The following is a 22625-nucleotide window of genomic DNA, read 5'->3' as shown; positions in this document are numbered from 1 at the left end:
TTCAGACGCCCATGCGTTTCACCGTCCTGATCGCCGCGCTCGCGGCTGCCGCCCTTCCGTTCCCCGCGCTTGCCGCCTTGCCGGTCGGCGCGAAGGCGCCCGCGTTCTCCACCATGGGTGCAAAGGCCGGGGCCGATCGCAAGATCACCTTGCGCGAGGCACTGCGCAAGGGACCGGTCGTGCTCTACTTCTATCCGAAGGCCTTTACGCAGGGCTGCACGCTGGAAGCGCACGCCTTTTCCGAGGCGACCGACGAATTTGCCAAGGCCGGTGCAACCGTGATCGGAATGTCGGCCGACGCAATGCCCGAGCTGCGCAAGTTCTCGCGCGAAGGATGCCGTGACAAGTTCACGGTTGCGCAGGCCACCCCGGCCATCGTGAAAGACTATGACGTGTCGCTGACCAAGCCCGACGGCAGCGCCACCGGCGTCACCTCGCGTACCAGTTACGTGATCGACCGCAGCGGACGCGTCGTCTTCGTCCACTCGGACATGGACTGGCGCGAGCATGTCAACATGACCCTGGCCGCGGTCAGGGCGCTCAAGCGCCGCTGAGCCGGCCCGCGCCCGGCGCGCGGGGCCGAGGCAGTTGTTGCGCCGCCGCGCAACCTTATCTAGGCCCCAGCCCTTGCAGGGGCGACGATAGCCCGTCCGTATCGGAGAGAGACGAAATGCGTGCCGAAGGGCAGGCCCATATCGACCGGATCGAAGCCGCGCTCGCGCTGGTCCGCAAGTTCCTCGACTGGGACCGCGCGGTTCGCCGGCTGGATGAGCTCAATGCCCGGGTCGAGGACCCGGACTTGTGGAACAGCCCCAAGGACGCCGAGGCTGTCATGAAGGAGCGTCGCCGGCTCGAGGCGGCGATCGGGACCGTTCGCGGCATCTCCGCGGAAATGGCCGACGCGGTCGAGTTCGTTGAGCTGGGCGAGGCCGAGGGCGACGAGGATACCGTGAACGAGGGACTGGCCAGCCTGGCCGCGCTGGCGAACCGCGCCGATGCCGACAAGGTTCAGGCCCTGCTCGCGGGCGAGGCCGACGGTATGGATACCTATATCGAGATCCACGCCGGCGCCGGCGGCACCGAGAGCCAGGACTGGGCCGAGATGTTGCTGCGCATGTATTCGCGGTGGGCGGAAAAACGCGGCTTCAAGGTCGACCTGATCGAGCATCAATCGGGCGAGCAGGCCGGGATCAAGAGTGCGACGATCCAGGTCAAGGGCGAGAACGCCTATGGCTATGCCAAGACCGAAAGCGGCGTGCACCGGCTGGTTCGCATCAGTCCGTACGACAGTTCGGCGCGGCGCCACACCAGCTTCAGCTCCGTGTGGGTCTACCCGGTGATCGACGACAGCTTCAGCATCGAGGTCAACCCCGCCGACCTCAAGATCGATACTTACCGCGCCTCCGGCGCAGGCGGGCAGCACGTCAACACCACCGATTCGGCGGTTCGCATCACGCACGTTCCCTCGGGCATCATCGTTGCCAGCCAGGTCGATCGCAGCCAGCACAAGAACCGCGAAATCGCGATGAACATGCTCAAGGCGCGGCTTTACGAAGAGGAGATGCGCAAGCGCGAGGAGGCCGCTAGCGCCGAGCATTCGGCCAAGAGCGAAATCGGCTGGGGCCACCAGATCCGTAGCTATGTCCTGCAACCGTACCAGATGGTGAAGGACCTGCGCACCGGCTACACCTCGCCCACGCCGGACGACGTTCTCGACGGCGCGCTCGATCCGTTCATGGCAGCGGCGCTTGCGCAGCGGGTGACCGGCGAGAAGGTGCAGGTGGAGGACGTCGATTGAGGACGGCCGCGGCCGCCTTGCTTGCCCTTGTCGCGCTGACGGCCTGCACCAAAAGCAGCGACCGGGCGCCGGACGTGCGGGCCTTCCCAAGTGCCGACCGCCCCGTTTCGAAGCTGGGCGGCAGCAGTTTCACGACTGAAGACCAACGCGACAATCTGGGCGAGGCTGAAACGGTCATGGACCTGGCCAGGATCGCGCCGGGCATGACGGTGGCTGATATCGGCGCGGGCGAGGGGTACTACACGGTCCGCCTGGCCGAACGGGTCGGACGCAAGGGCCGCGTTCTGGCGCAGGATATCGACAGCGCGGTGCTGCATCGGCTGGGCAGCCGGGTCGAACGCGAACGGCTCGACAACGTGTCGATCAAGTTGGGCAAGACCAACGATCCGATGCTGCCGGCCGGCAGCTTTGACCGCGTGTTCATGGTTCACATGTATCACGAGGTGGGCGAACCTTACGCCTTCCTCTGGCGGCTCCGCCCGTCGCTGAAGCCCGGCGGACAAGTGATCGTGGTCGATTCGGATCGGCCCAGCGCCCAGCACGGAATGCCGCCGGAGCAGCTATTTTGCGAATTTCAGGCCGTGGGCTTCCGCCTGGCGGAATTTGTCCGTAAGCCCGAACTGAGAGGCTACTACGCCCAGTTCGAGGCGGTGGGCCCCGCGCCGGCTCCTCAGGCGATCAAGCCCTGCACGGGCGAAGGAAAGACAGGACCGCAATGAATTTCAAGGGCTTGCAGCCGATTCTTTACGCTGGTCGCGAAGTTTGGCCTTTGGTCGAAGGCGGCAAGGGCGTTTCGGCGACCAATGGCATCAGCTCGGGCGCCTGGGCTGCGGCCGGCGGCATCGGCACGGTCAGCGCGGTCAACGCCGACAGCTATGACAGAGACGGCAACCCGATCCCGCAAGTCTATCCGCAGGCCACCCGCAAGGAGCGGTTCGCGCAGCTGGTCCGCTATGCCATCGACGGCGCAACCGAACAGGTCCGCCGCGCGCACGAGATTTCGGGCGGCAGGGGCGCCATCAACATCAACGTCCTGTGGGAAATGGGCGGCGCGCAGCAGGTCCTCGAAGGCGTGCTGGAAAACTGCAAGGGCATGATCCACGGCGTCACCTGCGGCGCCGGCATGCCTTACAAGCTGGCCGAGATCGCGCAGCATTACGGCGTCAGCTACCTGCCGATCATCAGCTCTGCGCGTGCGTTCCGGGCGCTGTGGAAGCGCAGCTATTCCAAGGTTCCCGAATTGATGGCCGCGGTCGTCTACGAGGATCCGTGGCTCGCCGGCGGGCATAACGGCCTTTCCAACGCCGAGGATCCGCGCCGGCCCGAGGATCCATATCCGCGGGTCAAGGCCCTGCGCGAGACAATGCGGGCCGAGGGCGTGTCCGAGGACACCGCGATCGTGATGGCCGGCGGCGTCTGGTTCCTGCGCGAATGGAACGACTGGATCGACAATCCCGAGCTGGGCAAGATCGTCTTCCAGTTCGGCACGCGTCCGCTGTTGACGCAGGAAAGCCCGATCCCGCAGGTCTGGAAGGAGATGCTGCGCACGGTGGAACCTGGCGACGTGCTGCTGCACAAGTTCAGCCCGACCGGCTTCTACTCCAGCGCGGTCAAGACGCCGTTCCTCTACGACCTGATTCACCGCTCGGAACGACAGATCCCCATCTTCAAGCGCGACGAGGAAGACGGCACGATCCCGCTGGCCGATCATGGCAAAGCCAAGTATTTCTGGGTCCACCCGGGCGACCAGCGCAAGGCGCTCGCCTGGATCCACGAAGGCTTCACCGAAGCGCTCAAGACCCCTGACGGGACGGTCGTGTTCGTGACGCCCGAAAGCGCCGAGCAAATCCGTGCCGATCAGCAGGGTTGCATGGGATGCCTGTCGCATTGCCAGTTTTCGAGCTGGAAGGACCACGACGATTTCACCACTGGGCGCCTGGCTGACCCCCGCAGCTTCTGCATCCAGAAGACGCTGCAGGATATCGCCCATGGCGGCGATCCCGATGACAACCTGGCCTTCGCCGGCCACGCTGCTTACCGCTTCAAGCAGGACCCGTTCTATTCGAACAACTTCACTCCCACGGTGAAGCAGCTGGTGGACCGGATCCTGACAGGCGACTGAGGAGACGCGCGTGGCCCACGCGCCGTCGCTGGGGCTCTGGGCGGGCGAACTGCTCGACATTCCGGGGCTGCTGTGCAGCCCGCTGATGCCGCCAGTGCGCCTTGGGCCGGGGCAGGGGCGTCCCGTGATCGTGTTTCCGGGCTATCTGACCGGTGACATCAGTTCGCTGCGGCTGCGGCGCTCGCTCAACGCGGCCGGTTACCGCGCCCGGGGTTGGGAACTGGGACAGAACAAGGGCGCGCGCGCCGATTTGCTTGATCGCCTGACGGCGAAGCTGGCGCGCGTGCGCGCCGACGAAGGCAGCAAGGTCGCGCTAGTGGGCTGGAGCCTTGGCGGGATCTATGCGCGTGAACTGGCCAAGCTCGTGCCTGACGACGTCGCGATGGTGGTGACGCTGGGTTCGCCGTTCTCGGGCTCGGCGCGGGCGAACAACGCCTGGCGGCTGTACGAATGGTTCAACGACCATCCGGTCGACAACCCGCCGATCGCGATCGACCGCCCGGTCAAGCCGCCGGTGCCGACGTACGCCGTATGGTCGCCGCGCGACGGCATCGTTGCCCCGGCCTCGGCACGCGGTGAACCGGGCGAAGCTGACGGATCCTACGAAGTCCGTTGCCGTCATCTTTCCCTGGCGCGCTCGCGTGAAGGTATCGAGCAGGTCGGGCGGCTGCTGACCGACAAATGGCCCGCTGCATGACGTTGTAGCCGAAACCGCAGGCCGTTTCTATCGACCGCTCACGGGAGCGGGGCGGCATCTGCCGGTGAACGTCAGCGCCAGCCGTCCAGGACCTGGTCGGGCGGACGGTGCCCGTCGGCCCAGAAACGGATGTTGGCGATCACCTTCTCTCCCGCGATCTCGCGCCCTTCGACGGTCGCGCTGCCGAGGTGGGGCAGGGTGACGACTCCGGGCAGATCGAACAGCCGCGGGTCGACCGCCGGCTCACGCGCATGGACGTCGAGACCGGCGCCGGCGATGTGGCCGCTCTCGATCGCGGCGATCAGCGCGCTTTCGTCGATCAGGTCGCCGCGCGCGGTGTTGATGATGAATGATCCCGGTTTCATGCTGGCCAACCGCGCAGCGTTTACCAAGTGGTGCGTCTGCGCGCTGGACGGGCAATGCAACGTCAGCACGTCGACCCCCGCGATCAAGGCGCCAAGGTCCGGTTCGTAAGTGGCGCCGAGCATGTTCTCAAGGCTGTCGGGCAGGCGGTGGCGGTTGTGATAGACGATCTCCAGCCCGAACGCGCGCGCCCGGTGCGCGACCGCCTGGCCGATCCGACCCATGCCGACGATGCCCAGCTTGCGCCCTCCGATCCGGCTGCCCAGCAGCCCGGTAGGCGACCAGCCCTTCCACTTGCCGTGGCGGACCAGGCGCTGCCCGTCGACCAGGCGGCGCGGGACCGCCAGGATCAGTGCCAGCGTCACGTCGGCGGTGTCGTCGGTAAAGACGCCCGGCGTGTTGGTGACGACGATGCGGCGCGCTTTTGCGGCGGCAAGGTCGATGTGATCGTAACCGGCCCCGAAGCTCGCGATCAGGCCCAGGCGGTCGCCCGCGGCGGCGATCGTCTCGGCATCGATCCGGTCGGTCACGGTGGGAACGAGAACGTCCGCATCCTGCATCGCCGCGACCAGTTCCGCGCGCGACAGCGGCGCATCGTCGGGGCTGAGGACGCAGTCGAAAAGCTCGCTCATGCGCGCTTCGACCGCAGGCATCAGGCGGCGGGTGACCCGTACGCGGGGACGGCCCGTAAGCGGCGGGCGGACGGTATCGCTGACGATTGCCATGGCCGCCCCGGGCTAGGCTGAGGGGCGGGGGCCGGTCAAGCAACCTTGCAAGGCTCGCCCCGGCATTGCATGGCTGCGGGCCGATGATGCTTCTTCGCCGCCTCGCCCTTGACCTTGCCATCGTCCTTGGCGCCGCCGGCGCGGCCGCACCGGTGCTGGCCGCGGACGACGTGCCGTTCTGGGCCTCGATCCGCGCCAGCAAGATCAACATGCGCGTCGGCCCGGGCGAGGAATACAAGATAAGCTGGGTCTACAGCCGGCCCGGACTGCCGCTGAAAGTGGAGCGGGTCGTCGATTCGTGGTGGCTGGTGTCCGACCCTGACGGCGAGAAGGGCTGGGTGCTGCTGCGCTTTCTCGACAAGAACCGCCACACCGCGATCGTCGTCGGCAAGGGCCTGGCCGAGATGCGGGCGCAGGGCAGCGCCGACGCGCGAGTGCGCTGGAAGTTGGAGCCCGGCGTCTCTGGCAAGCTGGGCGACTGCAAGGACGGCTGGTGCGCGTTCACGGTCGACGCGCAGTCGGGCTACGTGCGGCAGGAACGCCTGTGGGGCGCCGGCGACCCTTAAGTCAGAGACAGGCTTCGAGGTAGGCCTGGTCGAAACCGAACTGGCGCGCCTTTTCCAGCGTGTAGGGGCGCAGGCCCGACGAGCGGAATTCGCCGATGATCTTGCCGTCGTCGCTTTCGTCCAGATACTCGAACTTGAACAGCGACTGGGTAACGATCACGTCGCCCTCCATGCCGATCACCTCGGTGATTTCGGTGGTGCGGCGCGAACCGTCGCGCAGGCGCTTGACCTGGACGATCAGGTCGACCGATTCGGCGATCTGGCGGCTGATGGCTTCCTTGGGGATCTTGATGTCCCCCATCAGGATCATGTTTTCCATACGGCCCAGGCACTCGCGCGGGCTGTTGGCGTGGAGCGTGCACATCGATCCATCGTGGCCGGTGTTCATGGCAGCGAGCAGGTCGAAACATTCGGCGCCGCGGATTTCGCCCAGGATGATCCGGTCGGGACGCATACGCAGGGCGTTCTTGACCAGGTCGCCGATGGTGATCGCGCCTTGCCCTTCCAGGTTCGGCGGACGGGTTTCCAGCGGCAGCCAGTGCGGCTGCTGAAGCCGCAATTCGGCCGCGTCCTCGATCGTCAGAACGCGTTCGCCCGGATCGATCATCTTCGACAGCGCATTGAGCATCGTGGTCTTGCCCGAACCGGTACCGCCCGAGATGACGATGTTCATGCGGCAGGCGCCCGCGATCTTCAGGGCTGTCGCCATCTTGTCCGACATCGAACCGAAATCGCGCAGCATGTCGATCGTGATCGGCTTTTCGGAGAACTTGCGGATCGAGATTGCCGTGCCCTTGAGGCTGAGCGGCGGGACGATGACGTTGACGCGGCTGCCGTCCTTGAGGCGCGCGTCGGCCAGCGGCGTGGTCTGGTCCACGCGGCGGCCGACCTGGTTGACGATGCGCTGGGCGATCTGGAACAGGTGCTGCTCGTCGCGGAACTGGATCGGGGCGAGCTGAAGCTTGCCCTTCTTTTCGATGTAGGTCTGGTGCGGGCCGTTGACCATGATGTCGGACACGTCCGGATCGCCGAGCAGCTCCTCGAGCGGCCCGAAGCCCAGCAATTCGTCGATCAGCACCTTTTCCAGCGCGAACTGCTCGCGGCGGTTCAGCGTGATCTTGAGCTCGGCCAGCACCTCCATGATGATGGGGCGGAATTCCTCGGACAATTCGTCCTTGGTCAGCGTCGCGGCCGCCTCGGGATCGACGCGTTCGAGCAGGCGCGGCAGCACCTGTTCCTTGATCTTGTGGACCGAGGCTTCGAAGCCCTCGGCCTGGTAGGACCCGCTGACGTCGCCGTTCATGCGCTCGGCAAGGCGGGACATCGCATCGCCGCCGCGCGGGTTCGAAGGCGCCGGCTCGTCCTCGGCGATCGGCGGGAACTGGCCGCCGGGCTGGGCCTGGCCGAAACCCTGCGGTCCGGTCGGCTTGGGGCTTTCGTAATTGCCGCCCTTCATCGGACGCGCGACGCCGAAGCTGGGCCGCGCGCCAGGTGCCATTCCAGCCGTTCCGTTCTTCCGCCCGAATGCGCTCATCGAAAGTCTCGTCCCCAGGGCCGTTGTGCGCCGCACCCCCGCAGCGGCCTTTGTCATTGAACAATAAGGTTTAGAAATCGATAACCGCGATGCCGCGCGCACGCCGCTCGCCAGGCTCTGGAGTGAACATATGTCCCCGCGTAAGCGCCCTTTCCGCCAGGTCGACGTGTTCACCGCCGTGCCGTTCAAGGGCAATCCGGTGGCGGTCGTGCTCGATGCGGACGGGCTCGACACCGCGAGGATGCAAGCCTTTGCCGCGTGGACGAACCTGTCGGAGACGACGTTCGTGACCCGGCCGCAGGGGAGTAATGGCGATTACGCGGTACGAATTTTCACGCCGCGATCCGAGTTGCCGTTCGCCGGCCACCCCACGCTGGGCACCGCGCACGCCGTGATCGAGGCGGGCATGGCGACCGCCCGCGCCGGGCGGCTGGTGCAGGACTGCGCAGCCGGCCTGGTTGACCTCGACATCGGCGAAGGTTCGCTATCGTTCCGACTGCCGCGTTACGCGCTGGCGGCCGCGCCGGGCGGGGCGGCGGCGACCGCGTGGATTGGGGCCGCCCTGGCGGGCGACGTCCAGATCGCCGACGTCGGTCCCAAGTGGCACGTCGGTCAGGTCGCAGAGCCGGCGGCGCTGGCGGCGCTGACGCCTGACTTCGCCGCGCTGGCGGACTATTGCCGCACGCACGACCTCACCGGTTCGACTCTCTACGCGGTGACCCCGGACGGCGCGGTGACGGTACGCAGTTTCGCACCGGCAGACGGGATCGACGAGGACCCCGTTTGCGGCAGCGGCAACGGCGCGGTCGCAGCGATGCGGCTGTTGCGCGGACAAGTGGCGGACGGCGATGCGTATGTTGCCAGCCAGGGCCGCGAGATCGGCCGCGACGGGCACATCGCGGTGCGCATCGAGGGCAGGGACATCCATGTCGGTGGTGCCTGCGTGACAGCGATCGCGGGGACCGTGCTGCTCTAGCGGCGGCAGGCGTAGAGAAAATCGGTGCGCACGACGCCGCGCGGTTCGTAATCGGGCCCGACGTAGGCGCGCGTGCAGTTAGCTGCCAGATAGGCATCGACGATGTCGAGCAGTCCGTCGTCGCCGCGCACGCCGACCGTGTTGGGCATGATGATCACGCCGGGCCGGGTCGCCAGAACGCGCAGGACTTCGGCGCGCGTGTCGATGTGGCTGACGTTGCGCTCCAGCGGGTTGAGCAGGTGCTCGGGAAATACAAGCGGCGTGGCAAAGGGCGCATGCGCGGCTTCGAACAGAAGCGGGCCGCCGTGGAAGATCAGCAAGGCGCGGCCGTCGCGCCAGCGCTCGATCTCGGCGGTCATGCGCGCGAAGGCGGCCTTCGATTGGCGGTGATGGGCGAAGTCGAACGGACGGCCGAAGATCACCGCGATGGCGAAGGTGGCCGCGAACAGGACCGGGCCGAGCGGGCGGCGGGCGAACGCGAAGGCGGTGAACAGGCCGAGCGGCGCCAGCAGCGGTAGCGCGTAGTGTGCGAAATAGTTGGGCAGCACGAAGAACCCCGCCACGGCGGCGGCCAGCCAGCCCACCAGGAGACCCCGCCAGGGGCGCAACGACGGCATCGACCAGGCCCGCGCTAGGCCGAGCGCGGCGATACCCGCGTGGACCGCCATCAGCCGCAGGATCGCGTAGAGGTTGTGCTTGACCGCAAGCTCTCCGACGCCGGTACGCTTGAGGTTCGAGGTGAAGAACGCGTTCCACCACTCGGGCCAATAGCCGTGCGCCCAGTACCACGCCGCGATCGCTGCCGTGGGCAGCACCGCCAGACCTGCCCCGGCGAGCGCCAGTACCGCCAGCCGCGCCGGCCCCCGGCCAAGTGCGCGAAGGCGCCACAGGCCCGCCAGGCCGAAGAACGCGCCTTCCCACACCGTTGTCTGCTTGATCGTCAGCGCCAGGCCGCACAGCACCATGGCGGCCACCCATCGGCGCTCGAGCGCCTGCGCCGGTCCGGTCCAGCCCTCCACCAGCAGCGCCGCCGCACCGACGATCAGCAGGTTGTAGAAAACGGGGCTTTGCCCACCCATGCCGATCAGCGGGTGCAGCATCGCCAGGTAGGCGGCCCCCGCCAGCAGCGGGGCGAGGCCTGCGATCCAGCGCCGCGCCAGCCGCGTGATCACGGTCGCGGTCGCGGCGGCGAACGCCGTCGCCGCGAGCTGGTAGGCCAGCACGTTGGCCCACAGCGCAGAGATGGCCCAGTAGAGCAGGAATAGCCCGAGCGGCTTGCGGTCCCAGACATCCACGTAGGGAACCAGTCCCTCGTGCATGCGCTGCGCGACCAGCCAGTAGAAGGTTTCGTCCGGGTCGATGTTGGGATCGCCGAACGCAGCGCAGCGCAGCACCAGCGCCACTGCCAGCAGGATCGCGGCGTCGCGCCATAGCGGTGGACGCGGCGTCGGTGCGGACAGGGGAGGGGCGGCAGCCTCGATCATCGACCGCTGCGATAGCGCGGCGTACCCACAACGCAAAAGGGGCGCCGCAACGGGCGCCCCTCTGCTTGCCGGGTTATACCCCGATCAGTCCTGGATGCTCTCCGCCAGCACGGTCAGGCCGCTGGTGCCGACTTCGGCAAAGCCGCCGACGACGCGGATCGTGGTCGGCTGCGCGCCCTCGGTCTTGTAGATCTTGAGATCGCCGTCCTTGACCGTCGCCATGACCGGCGCATGGCCTTCCAGCACGCCGAACTCGCCCTCGGTGCCGGGGACGACGACCATGTAGACGTCCTCGGACCGGACCAGCGCGGCCGGGGTGACCAGTTCGAAGTGCAGGGCCATCGGACTCAGGCTTCCTCGGCCAGCTTCTTGGCCTTTTCGACCGCCTCGTCGATGCCGCCGACCATGTAGAAGGCGCTTTCGGGCAGGTGATCGTATTCGCCCTCGACCACCGCCTTGAACGACTTCACGGTGTCCTCGACCTGCACGAACTTGCCCGGGATGTTGGTGAACACCTCGGCGACGTGGAACGGCTGCGACAGGAAGCGCTGGATCTTGCGGGCGCGGGCGACGGTGAGTTTATCCTCTTCGGACAGCTCGTCCATCCCCAGGATCGCGATGATGTCCTGCAGGCTCTTGTACTTCTGCAGCGTCTCCTGGACGCGGCGGGCGACGTCGTAATGCTCCTGGCCGACGACGGCCGGGGTCAGCACGCGGCTGGTCGAGTCGAGCGGGTCGACCGCCGGGTAGATGCCCAGTTCCGAGATCGCGCGGCTTAGCGTGGTGGTGGCGTCGAGGTGCGCGAACGAGGTCGCCGGCGCCGGGTCGGTCAAGTCGTCCGCGGGGACGTAGATCGCCTGGACCGAGGTGATCGAGCCCTTGTTGGTCGAGGTGATGCGCTCCTGCAGCGCGCCCATGTCGGTCGACAGCGTGGGCTGGTAGCCCACCGCCGAGGGAATGCGGCCGAGCAGCGCCGACACTTCCGAGCCCGCCTGGGTGAAGCGGAAGATGTTGTCGACGAAGAACAGCACGTCCTGGCCTTCCTCGTCGCGGAAGTATTCGGCCATCGTCAGGCCCGAGAGCGCGACGCGGGCGCGGGCGCCCGGCGGCTCGTTCATCTGGCCGAACACGAGCGCGACCTTTGAACCTTCGCTGGTGGCGTTGCCGTCGGCGTCCTTGGCGATGACGCCGGCGTCGAGGAACTCGTGGTACAGGTCGTTGCCCTCGCGGGTGCGTTCACCAACGCCCGCGAAGACCGAGACGCCGCCGTGACCCTTGGCGATGTTGTTGATCAGCTCCTGGATCAGCACGGTCTTGCCCACGCCGGCGCCGCCGAACAGGCCGATCTTGCCGCCGCGCGCATAAGGCGCGAGCAGGTCGATGACCTTGATGCCGGTCACGAGGATCGCCGCGTCGGTCGACTGGTCGACGAACAGGGGGGCGGCGGCGTGGATCGGGTTGCGCTTTTCGGCGCCGACCGGGCCGCGCTCGTCGATCGGCTCGCCGATGACGTTGAGGATGCGGCCAAGCGTCTTGGGGCCGACGGGGACCGAGATCTGCGCGCCGGTGTTGCGCACGTCCTGGCCGCGGGTCAGGCCCTCGGTCGAATCCATCGCGATCGTGCGGACGGTGTTCTCGCCCAGGTGCTGTGCGACTTCGAGGACCAGGCGGTTGCCATTGTTGTCGGTTTCGAGCGCGGACAGGATCGAGGGCAGCTCGCCTTCGAAGCTGACATCGACGACGGCGCCGATGACCTGGCTGATCTTGCCATTCGTGGTCTGGTTGAGGACGGGGGCGGTGGCCATTGTTCGTTCCTTGGCTAAATGCGTATCGAAATTGTCAGAGCGCTTCCGCGCCGGCGATGATTTCGATGAGTTCGGTGGTGATCGCGGCCTGGCGGCTGCGGTTGTACTGAATGGTCAGCTTGTTGATCAGGTCGCCCGCGTTGCGCGTGGCGTTGTCCATCGCGGTCATCGAGGCGCCCTGTTCGCTCGCCATGTTCTCGAGCAGCGCGCCGAACAGCTGAACCCGCAGGTAGCGCGGCAGCAGCTCGGCGAGGATGGTCTCCTCGTCCGGCTCGTACTCGACCACGGCGCCGCCGATCGTCGCCGGAGCGGCAGCGTCGAGCTTGGGCGCGGGGACGGGAATGATCTGCTGTTCGGTCGGGGTCTGCACCAGGGCGGAGCGGAACTTGGAATAGAACAGGTGCGCAACGTCGAACTTGCCGGCCATGTACAGGTCGGTCAGTTCCTCCGCCACGCGCTGCGCTTCGGTGAAGCCGGGCTCGCGCACGTCGGTGGTGTCGAACATGTGCTCGATCGCTTGCGGGTACGCGCGGCGGATCACCGCGCGGCCCTTGCGGCCGACCAGGTAGAAGCGGACGGTCTTGCCTTCAGCCTCGAGCGCGCGCGCCTTGACCAGCGCGGCGCGCACGATGTTGGAATTGAACGCGCCGGCCAGGCCCTTGTCGCTGTTGGCGACGACCAGCAGGTGCGTCTGATCCTTGCCCGTGCCGGCCAGCAGCCTGGGGCTCGATTCCGACACCGTCACGCGGCTGGCCAGGCTGGCCATGACCGCGGCCAGGCGCTGCGCATAAGGACGCGCGGCTTCGGCCGCGGCCTGCGCCTTGCGCAGCTTCGCCGCCGCGACCATCTGCTTGGCCTTGGTGATCTTCTGGGTCGACTTGACCGAGTTGATGCGGCCCTTGAGTTCCTTGAGGCTGGCCATCGCCAAGCGTCTCCTAGGTCAGATGAATCAGGCGAACTGCTTGGCGAAGGCATCGAGCGCGGCGACGGTGCCCTTCTTGGCCTCGTCCCCGAAATCCCGGCTGTCGCGGATCTGGGCCAGCACGTCGGCGTGGCTCTCGCGCATGAAGTGGAGCATTTCCTCTTCGTAGCGCACCACGTCGTTCGTCGGCACGGCGTCGAGGTAGCCGTTGGTGCCGGCGAAGATTGACACGGTCTGCTCCTCGAACGGCAGGGGCGAGAACTGCGCCTGCTTGAGCAGCTCCGTCAGGCGCGCACCGCGGTTGAGAAGGCGCTGGGTCGAGGCGTCGAGGTCCGAGCCGAACTGCGCGAAGGCAGCCATTTCGCGGTACTGCGCCAGCTCCAGCTTGATCGAGCCGGCGACCTTCTTCATCGCCTTGGTCTGCGCGGCGCCGCCGACGCGGCTGACCGACAGGCCGACGTTGATCGCCGGGCGAACGCCCTGGTAGAACAGGCCGGTCTCGAGGAAGATCTGGCCATCGGTGATCGAGATCACGTTGGTCGGAATGTAGGCCGAGACGTCGCCCGCCTGGGTTTCGATGATCGGCAGCGCGGTCAGCGAACCGGCGCCTTCGGCGTCGTTCATCTTGGCGGCACGCTCCAGCAGGCGGCTGTGCAGGTAGAACACGTCGCCCGGATAGGCTTCGCGGCCCGGCGGGCGGCGCAGCAGCAGCGACATCTGGCGATAGGCGACCGCCTGCTTGGAAAGGTCGTCGTACACGATCACGGCGTGCATGCCGTTGTCGCGGAAGAACTCACCCATCGTGCAGCCGGTGTAGGGCGCCAGGTACTGCAGCGGAGCCGGCTCCGACGCGGTCGCAGCGACGACGATGGTGTATTCCATTGCGCCGTTTTCTTCGAGCTGGCGGACGATCTGCGCCACGGTCGAGCGCTTCTGGCCGACGGCGACGTAGATGCAGTACAGCTTCTTCGATTCGTCGGTGCCGGCGTTGGCCTGCTTCTGGTTGATGAAGGTGTCGATCGCGACCGCGGTCTTGCCGGTCTGGCGGTCACCGATGATCAGCTCGCGCTGGCCGCGGCCGACGGGGACGAGGGCGTCGATCGCCTTGAGGCCGGTCTGCACGGGTTCGTGCACCGACTGGCGCGGGATGATGCCCGGCGCCTTGACCTCGACGCGCTTTCGCTCCGCACCCTCGATCGGGCCCTTGCCGTCGATCGGATTGCCCAGGGCATCGACCACGCGGCCGAGCAGACCCTTGCCGACGGGCACGTCGACGATGGTCTCGGTCCGCTTGACCTGGTCGCCTTCCTTGATCTCGCTGTCGGAACCGAAAATAACGACGCCGACGTTGTCGGCCTCGAGATTGAGGGCCATGCCCTTAACGCCGCCGGCGAATTCGACCATCTCGCCGGCCTGGACCTTGTCGAGGCCGTGGATGCGGGCGATGCCGTCACCCACCGACAGGACCGAGCCAACCTCGGTAACCTGGGCCTCGGTGCCGAACGCGGCGATCTGGTCCTTGATGACCTTCGAGATTTCTGCGGCGCGGATTTCCATCAGACTGAGCCTTCTTTAGCTTTTCATCGGTGCACGGGCATACGGGCTTTTCAGCCCTTCATGGCCTGCGCGAGAGAGTTCAAACGGGTGCGGATCGAGCTGTCGATCTGGCGGCTGCCGACGCGAACTACCAGGCCGCCGAGGATCTCGGGGTCGACCGCGGTCTTGATCTTCACGTCCTTGCCCTCGCGCGCCTTGAGTTTTTCGCCCAGCGCGGCGAGCTGATCGTCGGTGAGGGGGTGCGCGCTGGTAACCTGCGCGGTCACTTCGCCGCGCTGGGCGGCGGCGATGTCGGAGAACGCGCGCACCACGTCGGGCAGGGCCGAGAGGCGGCGGTTGTTGGCCAGGACGCCGATAAAATTCCGGGTCAGCGGCGCCAGGCCGAGCAGCGCGGCAATGCCGTCCATCGCTTTCGCGGTGGCGTCGCGGCTGATGCGCGGGTTGCGAATCAGCGCTGCGAAATCGGCGTTCTGAGCGATCGCGTCACCCAGCTTGTCGAGATCGGTCTCGACCGCGGTGACGATGCCCTGCTCGCTGGCGAGGTCGAACAGCGCCGAGGCGTAGCGCCCCTGCAAGCTGGCCGTAATGCCGGCGGAATTCTCCACGCGCTTGGGTTCCTTCAATCGGGTGCGTGACGGGCGGATGCAGGATGCGAACGCCCCCGCGGCCCCTCTGGTCGGGGGCGCGCATAGCGACGATTGGCGTAGGGTGCAAGGCGGGGGCGGCGCCGGCCGTTCCCGCTGCGCCGTTCCGCCTGCCGACCTTGCGGCCGGGTCAGTTGCCCGGCTTGTCGGTCCGGTACTTGTCGAACCAGGCCAGGATCGCACCGGTTTCCGCCAGCAACTGCGATGGCCGCGCGGCCAGGCCGTGGTGGCTGGCGCCCGGCACGCGGATCAGCCGGGTGGGGACCTTCCTGAGCTGTAGCGCGGCATAAAGCTGCTCGGCCTCGCTGGGCGGCGTGCGGTTGTCCTGCTCGCCCACCATGACCATCGTCGGCGTCTTCACGTTGCCGACCAGGCTGAGCGGCGACAGTCGCCAGTAAAGCTGCGGGTCCTCCCACGGCGTGTGCCCGTCGAACCAGTAAGTCGAATAAAGCGGATAGCCGTCGCTGGTCAGCGCGAACGAAGACCAGTTGATGACCGGCTTCTGGCTGACCGCCGCCTTGAACCGATCGGTCTTGCCGACGATCCACGCGGTCAGCACGCCGCCGCCCGATCCGCCGGTGACGAACAGGTTGTCGGGATCGCTGATCCCCTTGGCGATGGCATCGTCGACGACGCTCATCAGGTCGTCGTAATCCTGGCCGGGGTAGGCCAGCTTGATCTTCTCGGCGAAGGCCTCGCCATAGGAGGTCGAGCCGCGCGGGTTGGCGTAAAGCACGACGTAGCCCTTGGAGGCGTAGACCTGGTCGTCGCTCGACCAGGTGTCCGCGTAAGCCGCGCGCGGGCCGCCGTGGATTTCCAGGATGGTCGGATAGCGCTTGCCCGGCTGGTAGCCGGGCGGGGTCACCACCCAGTAATCGATCGGCAGGCCATCCGCCTTGGACGCGACCGTGTACGGCGCAGCCTTTGCGAGTACCTTGCCCGCGAACAGCCCGGCGTTGAGGTTGGTCAGCTTGCGGCTCGATCCGCCGCTGGCATAGCCGACGTCGGGCGGCGAGGCGAACGTGCCGGCCGGAAAGGCTACTGCGCCGTTGCGCGCCAGGCTGAACCCGCCGCCCGTGTAGGGCCGGTCGAGATCGCCGCCGGCCAGCCCGCTGGCAACCGGGGTCATCTTTCCTTCGAGCGTGAAGCGGGCAATCCGCGTGGCGCCTTTGTCGTCGTACTGCGCGTAGATGGAGCGCCCGTCGGCCGCCCACTTCGGGCTGTCGACCGAGCGGTCAAGGGCGGTAGTAATCTCGCGCGGGTTGGAGCCGTCGGCGTTCATCACGCTGAGCCGCGCGTTTTGGTACCCCTGCTTGCGATCGGTGAAGCCGGTATAGGCGACCAGGCGCCCGTCGGGAGAAACCACCGCGTCGCCATCGGGACCGTCGCGCGTGGTCAGCTGCGCCATGGCGCCGCCGGCTGCGTCGACGGAGAAAATGTCGGAATTGAGCGGCTGACGCTCGGGATCCTTGCCGCGGTTCGAGCTGAAGAGGATCCGGCGCGAATCGGGCGTCCAGCCAAGCGTTCCGCCGTCGTCGTAATCGCCGAAGGTCAGCTGGCGCGGGGCGCCGCCGTCCGCCGGCACGACGAAGACGTGGCCGAACCCTTCCTCGACATAGCCTTCGTCGTCGGCGCGGTAGGTAACGCGCCGAATGACCTTTATCGGCTCCGCCCACTTGGCGCCTTCGGGCTTCGGCACCGACCCGCCCAGCGTCTCCGGCGCGGCGGGCATGAACATCGTGAAGGCGATGCGGGTCCCGTCGGGCGACCAGGCCAGCGCGCCCGGGCCCTGCGGCAGCGCGGTGATCGGCGCGGTCCGCCCGGTCGCGGGCCAGATCACGAAGATCTGCGGCCGCCCGCCATCGCCTTTGCCGACGTATGCGATGCGGGTGCCGTCGGGCGACCAGCGCGCGCCGCGGGCGCCTTCCGCGATCAGCGGCTGCTGCTTGCCGGTGGCGACGTCGACCAGCCAGATCGCGGTGCGATCGCTGTCGGTCATGATGTCGCCGGTGCGGCGCACATACGCGATCTGGCGGCCGTCGGGGCTGATCTGCGGATCGCTGGCCTGCGACAGCGAAAAGACGTCGGCGGGCTGGAATGCGCCCGGACCGGTCGCGGCGGAATCGTCGGCGGCGAGCGCCGGACCCGAAAGCGCGAGCGAGACGGCAAGAGCGGAGAGCGAAAGGCGCATCGGTGATCCCCCTGGAGGCTGTGCGGGGGTGCTAACTCGGCATCGCCGCGCGCGCCAGCGGGATCGACGGACGGCCTACGGCGCTCCACCAGCGGCTTGCGAGCAGTGATAGACCAGCCGCTCGTTCGGCGTCTGCGGCAACAACGCGATGATGTCGGCCTGTGCGCTGCCCAGCGCCTCGACCGCACTGGCCGGGGCACCGCACTGCGGCGGACTGACCTTGCCGCGGGCGGCACGGGCGCGCGCCATCGTATCGGCGTCGAGCAGGTAGCGCGCGGTCGCGTACGTACCCGTTGCCGGGTCAAAGCGGGCGACCGTCACCGTATCCTCGCCATTCGGCACCAGCACCCGCGCCCAGCCGGTGGTATCGCGGCCATACTGCGTACGCTTGTTGACGCAGCCGTCCGGCTGCCAGTCGACCGGCACGTCGCTGGTGTCCGAGACGGTAACGCGGCTGCGCGCCGGATCGATTACACAGGTCAGCGCACCGGACAGGTCCTTGGCGGCGGCCGGCGGACTGGCGGTGCCATCGGCGGTCAGCGCGGCGGCGCGGTCCTCGATTTCCGAGAGCGGCGGGCGCGAGAACCAGGCAATGCCAGCGCATACCAGAAGCGCGGCGGCCGCGACGAACGCGGCCGTGCGCTCGCGCCCGCGGTCCTGCTGGCCCAGCCACAGGCCCGCGCCCGCGGTGGCCAACGCCATGAGCAAGGCGAGGCCGGCGAGGGCCATGCGGTTCTCGCGCTCGGACATGACGTCGAGCTCGGCGGTGCGCTGGGCCTTGGCGGCCAGCGCCGCCTTCTGGTCCGCGGTCAACCGCGAGGCGGCGTCGGCTTGCTGCCGCTCGGCGGCGAGGCGCTCGGCCTCCGTGCGATCGAGATCGGCCATTGACCGGCACGGCAAGGCACTGGTGCGAGGCGTAACGCCCTGGTCTTTCAGGAACCGCGAAATCTCGCGCATCGACACCGCGAAGAAAAAATCGGCCTCGCTGCTTTCCGCCATGGTCGAGAACGAGTTGACCCCGACGACGCGCCCGCAGGCATCCAGCAGCGGACCGCCGCTGTTGCCGGCGGCAAGCGGCGCGGTGTGGAGGATCGTGTCGAACGACTTGGAACTGCGCCCGGCCGAGACGGTGCCCTCGGTCTTCACCGGCGCCATCGGCATGATCATGTCGTCCGCGCCCAGGCCCTGCGCCATGTCGACGTTGCCGGGATAACCGACGGCATAGACTTGCGCGCCGTCGGGCACGGCGTCGTTAGTGAACGCCAGCGGCGGCAGGTTTCCGCCTCCGACCAGTGTCAGCAGCGCCAGGTCGTTGCCCGGCGAATAGGCCCGTACCTTGGCGCCCCAGCCGCGCTTGCCTTGCGATGGGACGACCAGCGCGACCAGGTTCTCGTCCTCGGCCAGCGGGGCGACCACGTGCGCGTTCGTGATGACGGTGTTCCCTGTGACTGCCAGCCCTGAGCCGTGACCGACCATCTGCGGCCCGTCGTCCCCCATCCGAACGAGCACGATCCGCACGACACCGCGTGCTGCGGCGCTGATGTCGGCGGGTTCGGCGGCCGCGCGGCCCGGCAGAGCGGCAAGCGACAGGACGAGGGCGAAGGCGGCCAGAATACGCGAAAGCATGCCGCCTTTTAGGGACCCGGACGCCCCCCGCAAGCCACCGCGCTTGCTCGGCGTGCCTACCTGCGGCAGGCTTGGGCAGGTTTTCAGGGGGAAATTCACATGGTTTTCAAGACGCTGATTCGCGCTTGCCTCGCGGCCAGCATGACCTTTGTGGCGATCCAGCCGGCGCAGGCGGCCGATGCCACGTTCGCGATCGGCGACAAGACGTTCACGATGCCGATCCCGGCCGGGTTTTGCCTGCCCGCCGGCAAGGACGCCGCCGTCGCACAGCTCATCGCTTCGGCTGACAGCCAGAACGTGACCGTTCTGACGCTGGTGAAATGTAGCCATGTTCCGGGCACCGGGATGGAGGATTATTTTCTGCTCAAGAGCCCGGTGCGCGCCTTGATGATGGACATGCCGCGCGAGGAACTGCTCGCGGCGCTCCAGCCGGAACTGGCGGCACAGGACAACCTGATGTCGGATGCGAACAAGGCCAAGGTTGACGAGAACCTGAGCAATGCCTTCGGGACGGCGGCGTCGGTTGGCGGTGCCTATCGTTATGTCGGCCGAACCGGCGCCTGTCTCGACATGGCGGGGACGATGACCTTCAGCGCCAACGGCAAGTCGGTAGAGACGGACGCGGCGTCGTGCCTGACCGGGGTCGGCGGCAAGATGCTTGCCATTCACCACTACAGCAAACACGGCGCCGCGACCTTCGCCGGCTTGCTGGCGACGGTCCGGACGATGGCGGCGACGGTGCGCGCCGCGGACTGACTTTGGGCGCAAGGGGCGGGACGCGCGGCGCGCTTGCGCGGTCCATTGCGGGGTCCGACAAGGAGACCCTGCCATGACCGCCACGTCCACCGATTCGCCGCTCGACGCAGATGCCTGCTGGGATGCGGCCGTTCGCCGCGATCGCTCGCAGGACGGGCGCTTCGTCACCGGCGTGCTGACGACCGGCATCTATTGCCGCCCGTCGTGCCCGGCCCGCACGCCGCACCGGGCCAACGTGCGCTTCTTCCGCAACGGGGCGGAAGCGCGTGCCGTTGGCTTGCGCGCATGCAAACGCTGCGCTCCCGACGAAGCCAGCCGCGAGGAGCGCGCGGTGCTGGCCGCCATCGCCGCGATCCGCGACGCCGGCCAGCCGCTGGCGCTCGCTGCGCTTGCCGGAGAAACGGGGTATTCGCCCACGCATTTCCAGCGCCTGTTCACGCGCCAGACCGGCTTGAGCCCGCGGGGGTTTGCCCGCGCGCTGATGCAGGAGCGCGCCGCGCAGGCACTTACCGGCGAGGACAGCGTGACCGAGGCGATCTATGCCGCCGGCTATTCGGGTCCGAGCCGCTTCTACGCCGCGAACAAGGACCGCCTGGGGATGGCGCCGTCGGCCTGGGCGCGCGGCGGCAAGGAGGTGAGGATCCACTATGCGGTCGTTCCGACCAGCTACGGACCCATGCTGGTCGCGGCGACCGACAAGGGCGTATGCCGCCTCTCGTTCGGCGAGGGTCGCGAGGCGCTGGAAAGCCGTTTTCCGCAAGCCGAGCTGGTCGAGGGAGGCGAGGCGTTCGCCGCATTGCTGGACACGGTCGTCGCCGCGGTCGAGGCGCCGGGCGACTTTGCGCACATCCCGCTCGACGTGAAGGGCACCGCGTTCCAGGAGGCGGTATGGCGCGAACTGCAGCGTATTCCCGCAGGGGAGACGCGCACTTATGCCCAGCTCGCTGCGGCGGTTGGGCGCCCAAAGGCGGTGCGGGCGGCCGGCAGCGCGAATGGTGCCAACAACGTGGCGGTGCTGATCCCGTGCCACCGCGTGATCGCCACCGGCGGCGGGCTTGGCGGTTACGCCTACGGCCTCGACATCAAGCGGCGGCTCCTCGACAAGGAAACGCGATGACCGACCCCGTCGAAACCTTTCGCGCCCTGCACGTGCCCGGCGATCCGCTGGTCCTGTTCAACATCTGGGACGCAGGCAGCGCCCGGGCGGTTGCGGCCGCGGGCGCGCGGGCCATCGCGACCGGCTCCTACGGCGTTGCCGAAGCACAGGGTTTCGCGGACGGCGAAGCCTTCTCCATCGACGACGCGCTGCGCAATCTCGAACGGATCGTCTCCGTCACCGACCTGCCGGTCACGCTCGATTTCGAGAGCGGTTACGGCGTCCGTCCAGTGGACGTCCGTCGTTCGGTCCAGCACGCCCGCGATGCCGGCGCCGCGGGTATAAACATGGAAGATCGCCTGCCCGGTGCGCGCGACCTGATCGATGTCGCGGATGCGGCCGAGCGGGTCGCCGCGGCGGCATCCTCCGGGCTGTTCGTGAACGCCCGCTGCGACGTCTATCGCGGGGTGGAGCCGGCAGCTTACGGATCGCACCTGGTCGATGCCGTGCTGGCCCGTGCGGAGGCCTACGCCGCCGCCGGGGCACGCGGGCTGTTCGTGCCGTTTCTCGGTGATCACGCGGTCATCCGCGCGATCTGCGCGGGGACTTCGCTGCCGGTAAACGTGCTTTGGGGGCCGGGGCGGGGGACCCGGGCAGAGCTGGCCGCCTGCGGCGTCGCGCGGATCAGCTACGGCCACGGACCGTGGGCTGCCGCGATGGAGTGGCTGAAGGGCCAGGCCGAGGCGGTCTTCGCCGGCCAGATCGTCCCATACGCATCGTGAGCGCGCCCGACCGCAAACCGCTGTGGCTGCGGATCGTCGATTTTCCGCTGATAACCCTGGTGCTGGTGCTGCTGGCTGTCGCGCTGCCGCTGCGCGTGGTCGGCTGGGCTGCGGCGATGGTGCTGCCCGCGGGCGACCACGGCTGGCCCTACTTCCTCGTGCGCGGTCTGCTTCAGCCGCTCGTCGCGGTGCTGGTTTATCGCGCGGTGACGACGCGCATCGGCATCGATCGTCACCAGGCGCTGCCGTTTTCCCGCCGCAGCCTCGATGCGCTGCGCGGGTCGGAGCTGGGCTTCCTGCTGATGTCGACGATTGTCGCCATTGCCGCGCTGCTCGGCGGCTACCGCATCGCCGGCTGGGGACATCTCGGCTCGTGGCGGGACCTTATCCTGGTTGCCGGGACCGGCGCCGCCGTGATCGAGGAGATCATCGCCCGCGGCATCCTGTTCCGCTACATCGAGGATCTGGCCGGGACCTGGGCCGCCCTGGTACTGAGCGCGGCGCTGTTCGGGCTGGGCCACGCACTGAACCCCGCGGCGACCTGGTTCAGCACGATCGCGATCGCGGTGGAAGCCGGGGTGCTGCTGGGCGGGGCCTATATGCTGACGCGCGACTTGTGGCTGGCGATGGGCATCCATTTCGGCTGGAATGTCACCCAGGGCCTGGTCTGGGACGTGCCCGTGTCGGGCTTTGCGGCCGACGGTCTGGTCGACGCCCACGCCGCCGGGTCTGAGCTGATCTCGGGCGGCGCGTTCGGGCTGGAAGCATCGGTGGTCGCGCTGGTGTGCGCCGGGGCAGCGGGAACCGCGCTGGTGATCGCCGCGACCAGGCGCGGCCACGTCCGTGCTCCGTTGTGGTCACGCAGGCGCACTTAGGCCGTCCGTAAAGCCGCGAAAGAGCATCTCGGCCGAGGATCAGCGCGGCCCCAGCCGGTTTCCGCACCGCTTGCGTGTGGTGGGACAGCCGCGGAATCGGGCGACG

The 22625-nt window shown here is 67.9% G+C and carries 21 protein-coding genes; 11 read left to right on the top strand and 10 right to left on the bottom strand.

Translation table 11 applies throughout. The annotated features are described in order from the left end of the window. Positions 1 to 11 precede the first annotated feature (11 nt). The 5 genes from ACOYW6_RS04775 (at position 12) to ACOYW6_RS04755 (ending at position 4617) form a co-directional block, all read left to right on the top strand. A complete protein-coding gene (locus ACOYW6_RS04775) occupies positions 12 to 554 on the top strand; it encodes a peroxiredoxin (protein WP_423142667.1) in 543 nt (180 codons plus the stop codon). 116 nt (positions 555 to 670) lie between these two features. After that, on the top strand, positions 671 to 1798 hold the full coding sequence (prfB, locus tag ACOYW6_RS04770; protein WP_423142666.1) for a peptide chain release factor 2: 1128 nt from the start codon (positions 671 to 673) through the stop codon (positions 1796 to 1798). Next, a complete protein-coding gene (locus ACOYW6_RS04765) occupies positions 1795 to 2517 on the top strand; it encodes a class I SAM-dependent methyltransferase (protein WP_423142665.1) in 723 nt (240 codons plus the stop codon). Before prfB ends, ACOYW6_RS04765 begins: the two co-directional genes overlap by 4 nt. Further along, positions 2514 to 3920 (top strand): NAD(P)H-dependent flavin oxidoreductase, encoded by a 1407-nt coding sequence (locus ACOYW6_RS04760; RefSeq protein WP_423142664.1) that lies wholly within the window; start codon positions 2514 to 2516, stop codon positions 3918 to 3920. The genes ACOYW6_RS04765 and ACOYW6_RS04760 overlap by 4 nt, the downstream gene beginning before the upstream one ends. A 10-nt stretch (positions 3921 to 3930) precedes the next feature. Then, positions 3931 to 4617: an esterase/lipase family protein gene (locus tag ACOYW6_RS04755; RefSeq protein ID WP_423142663.1), complete on the top strand. Its 687-nt coding sequence runs from the start codon at positions 3931 to 3933 to the stop codon at positions 4615 to 4617. A gap of 71 nt (positions 4618 to 4688) precedes the next feature. On the opposite strand, the gene ACOYW6_RS04750 is transcribed toward ACOYW6_RS04755, so the two are convergent. Further along, on the bottom strand, positions 4689 to 5705 hold the full coding sequence (locus ACOYW6_RS04750; protein WP_423142662.1) for a 2-hydroxyacid dehydrogenase: 1017 nt from the start codon (positions 5703 to 5705) through the stop codon (positions 4689 to 4691). Between the two features lie 83 nt (positions 5706 to 5788). Between ACOYW6_RS04750 and ACOYW6_RS04745 the strand changes: the two genes are divergently transcribed. Beyond that, entirely contained in the window at positions 5789 to 6271 is a 483-nt protein-coding gene (locus ACOYW6_RS04745; protein ID WP_423142661.1) for an SH3 domain-containing protein, read from the top strand. A 1-nt stretch (position 6272) separates the two neighbouring features. On the opposite strand, the gene ACOYW6_RS04740 is transcribed toward ACOYW6_RS04745, so the two are convergent. Further along, entirely contained in the window at positions 6273 to 7805 is a 1533-nt protein-coding gene (locus ACOYW6_RS04740; protein WP_423142660.1) for a CpaF family protein, read from the bottom strand. Between the two features lie 130 nt (positions 7806 to 7935). Here ACOYW6_RS04740 and ACOYW6_RS04735 point away from each other — a divergent pair, with 130 nt between their 5' ends. Continuing rightward, entirely contained in the window at positions 7936 to 8781 is an 846-nt protein-coding gene (locus ACOYW6_RS04735) for a PhzF family phenazine biosynthesis protein (RefSeq protein ID WP_423142659.1), read from the top strand. Here the strand turns inward: ACOYW6_RS04735 and ACOYW6_RS04730 are convergent. The 8 genes from ACOYW6_RS04730 to ACOYW6_RS04695 form a co-directional block, all read right to left on the bottom strand. Beyond that, a complete protein-coding gene (locus ACOYW6_RS04730; protein WP_423142658.1) occupies positions 8778 to 10265 on the bottom strand; it encodes an ArnT family glycosyltransferase in 1488 nt (495 codons plus the stop codon). The two genes, ACOYW6_RS04735 and ACOYW6_RS04730, sit on opposite strands and share 4 nt — an antisense overlap. An 84-nt stretch (positions 10266 to 10349) precedes the next feature. Beyond that, positions 10350 to 10607 carry an ATP synthase F1 subunit epsilon gene (locus ACOYW6_RS04725; RefSeq protein ID WP_423142657.1) on the bottom strand — a complete coding sequence of 86 codons (258 nt, stop codon included), beginning with the start codon at positions 10605 to 10607 and terminating at the stop codon, positions 10350 to 10352. Between the two features lie 5 nt (positions 10608 to 10612). Continuing rightward, entirely contained in the window at positions 10613 to 12070 is a 1458-nt protein-coding gene (gene atpD / locus ACOYW6_RS04720; protein ID WP_423142656.1) for a F0F1 ATP synthase subunit beta, read from the bottom strand. 34 nt (positions 12071 to 12104) lie between these two features. Then, the gene (locus tag ACOYW6_RS04715; RefSeq protein ID WP_423142655.1) at positions 12105 to 12992 is read right to left on the bottom strand and encodes a F0F1 ATP synthase subunit gamma; all 888 of its coding nucleotides are present in this window, start codon (positions 12990 to 12992) and stop codon (positions 12105 to 12107) included. Positions 12993 to 13019: 27 nt separating this feature from the next. Then, the gene (gene atpA, locus ACOYW6_RS04710; protein ID WP_423142654.1) at positions 13020 to 14549 is read right to left on the bottom strand and encodes a F0F1 ATP synthase subunit alpha; all 1530 of its coding nucleotides are present in this window, start codon (positions 14547 to 14549) and stop codon (positions 13020 to 13022) included. A gap of 50 nt (positions 14550 to 14599) precedes the next feature. Then, positions 14600 to 15154, bottom strand: a complete 555-nt coding sequence (locus ACOYW6_RS04705; RefSeq protein ID WP_423142653.1) for a F0F1 ATP synthase subunit delta — start codon at positions 15152 to 15154, stop codon at positions 14600 to 14602. A 169-nt stretch (positions 15155 to 15323) separates the two neighbouring features. Continuing rightward, complete coding sequence (locus tag ACOYW6_RS04700) at positions 15324 to 17384, bottom strand: prolyl oligopeptidase family serine peptidase (protein ID WP_423142652.1); 2061 nt, start codon at positions 17382 to 17384, stop codon at positions 15324 to 15326. Positions 17385 to 17459: 75 nt separating this feature from the next. Continuing rightward, positions 17460 to 19010 carry a S1 family peptidase gene (locus ACOYW6_RS04695; RefSeq protein ID WP_423142651.1) on the bottom strand — a complete coding sequence of 517 codons (1551 nt, stop codon included), beginning with the start codon at positions 19008 to 19010 and terminating at the stop codon, positions 17460 to 17462. A 141-nt stretch (positions 19011 to 19151) separates the two neighbouring features. Here ACOYW6_RS04695 and ACOYW6_RS04690 point away from each other — a divergent pair, with 141 nt between their 5' ends. From ACOYW6_RS04690 to ACOYW6_RS04675, 4 genes are all read left to right on the top strand, one after another. Beyond that, entirely contained in the window at positions 19152 to 19766 is a 615-nt protein-coding gene (locus tag ACOYW6_RS04690) for a hypothetical protein (RefSeq protein ID WP_423142650.1), read from the top strand. Between the two features lie 73 nt (positions 19767 to 19839). After that, positions 19840 to 20883: a bifunctional transcriptional activator/DNA repair enzyme AdaA gene (locus ACOYW6_RS04685; protein WP_423142649.1), complete on the top strand. Its 1044-nt coding sequence runs from the start codon at positions 19840 to 19842 to the stop codon at positions 20881 to 20883. After that, the gene (locus tag ACOYW6_RS04680) at positions 20880 to 21644 is read left to right on the top strand and encodes an isocitrate lyase/PEP mutase family protein (RefSeq protein ID WP_423142648.1); all 765 of its coding nucleotides are present in this window, start codon (positions 20880 to 20882) and stop codon (positions 21642 to 21644) included. The genes ACOYW6_RS04685 and ACOYW6_RS04680 overlap by 4 nt, the downstream gene beginning before the upstream one ends. Beyond that, positions 21641 to 22519, top strand: a complete 879-nt coding sequence (locus ACOYW6_RS04675) for a lysostaphin resistance A-like protein (protein ID WP_423142647.1) — start codon at positions 21641 to 21643, stop codon at positions 22517 to 22519. The genes ACOYW6_RS04680 and ACOYW6_RS04675 overlap by 4 nt, the downstream gene beginning before the upstream one ends. Positions 22520 to 22625 lie beyond the last annotated feature (106 nt).

The sequence above is a fragment of the Parablastomonas sp. CN1-191 genome (assembly GCF_049354825.1).
Classification (GTDB): Bacteria; Pseudomonadota; Alphaproteobacteria; order Sphingomonadales; family Sphingomonadaceae; genus Novosphingobium.
This window is presented reverse-complemented; position numbering and strand designations above follow the sequence as displayed.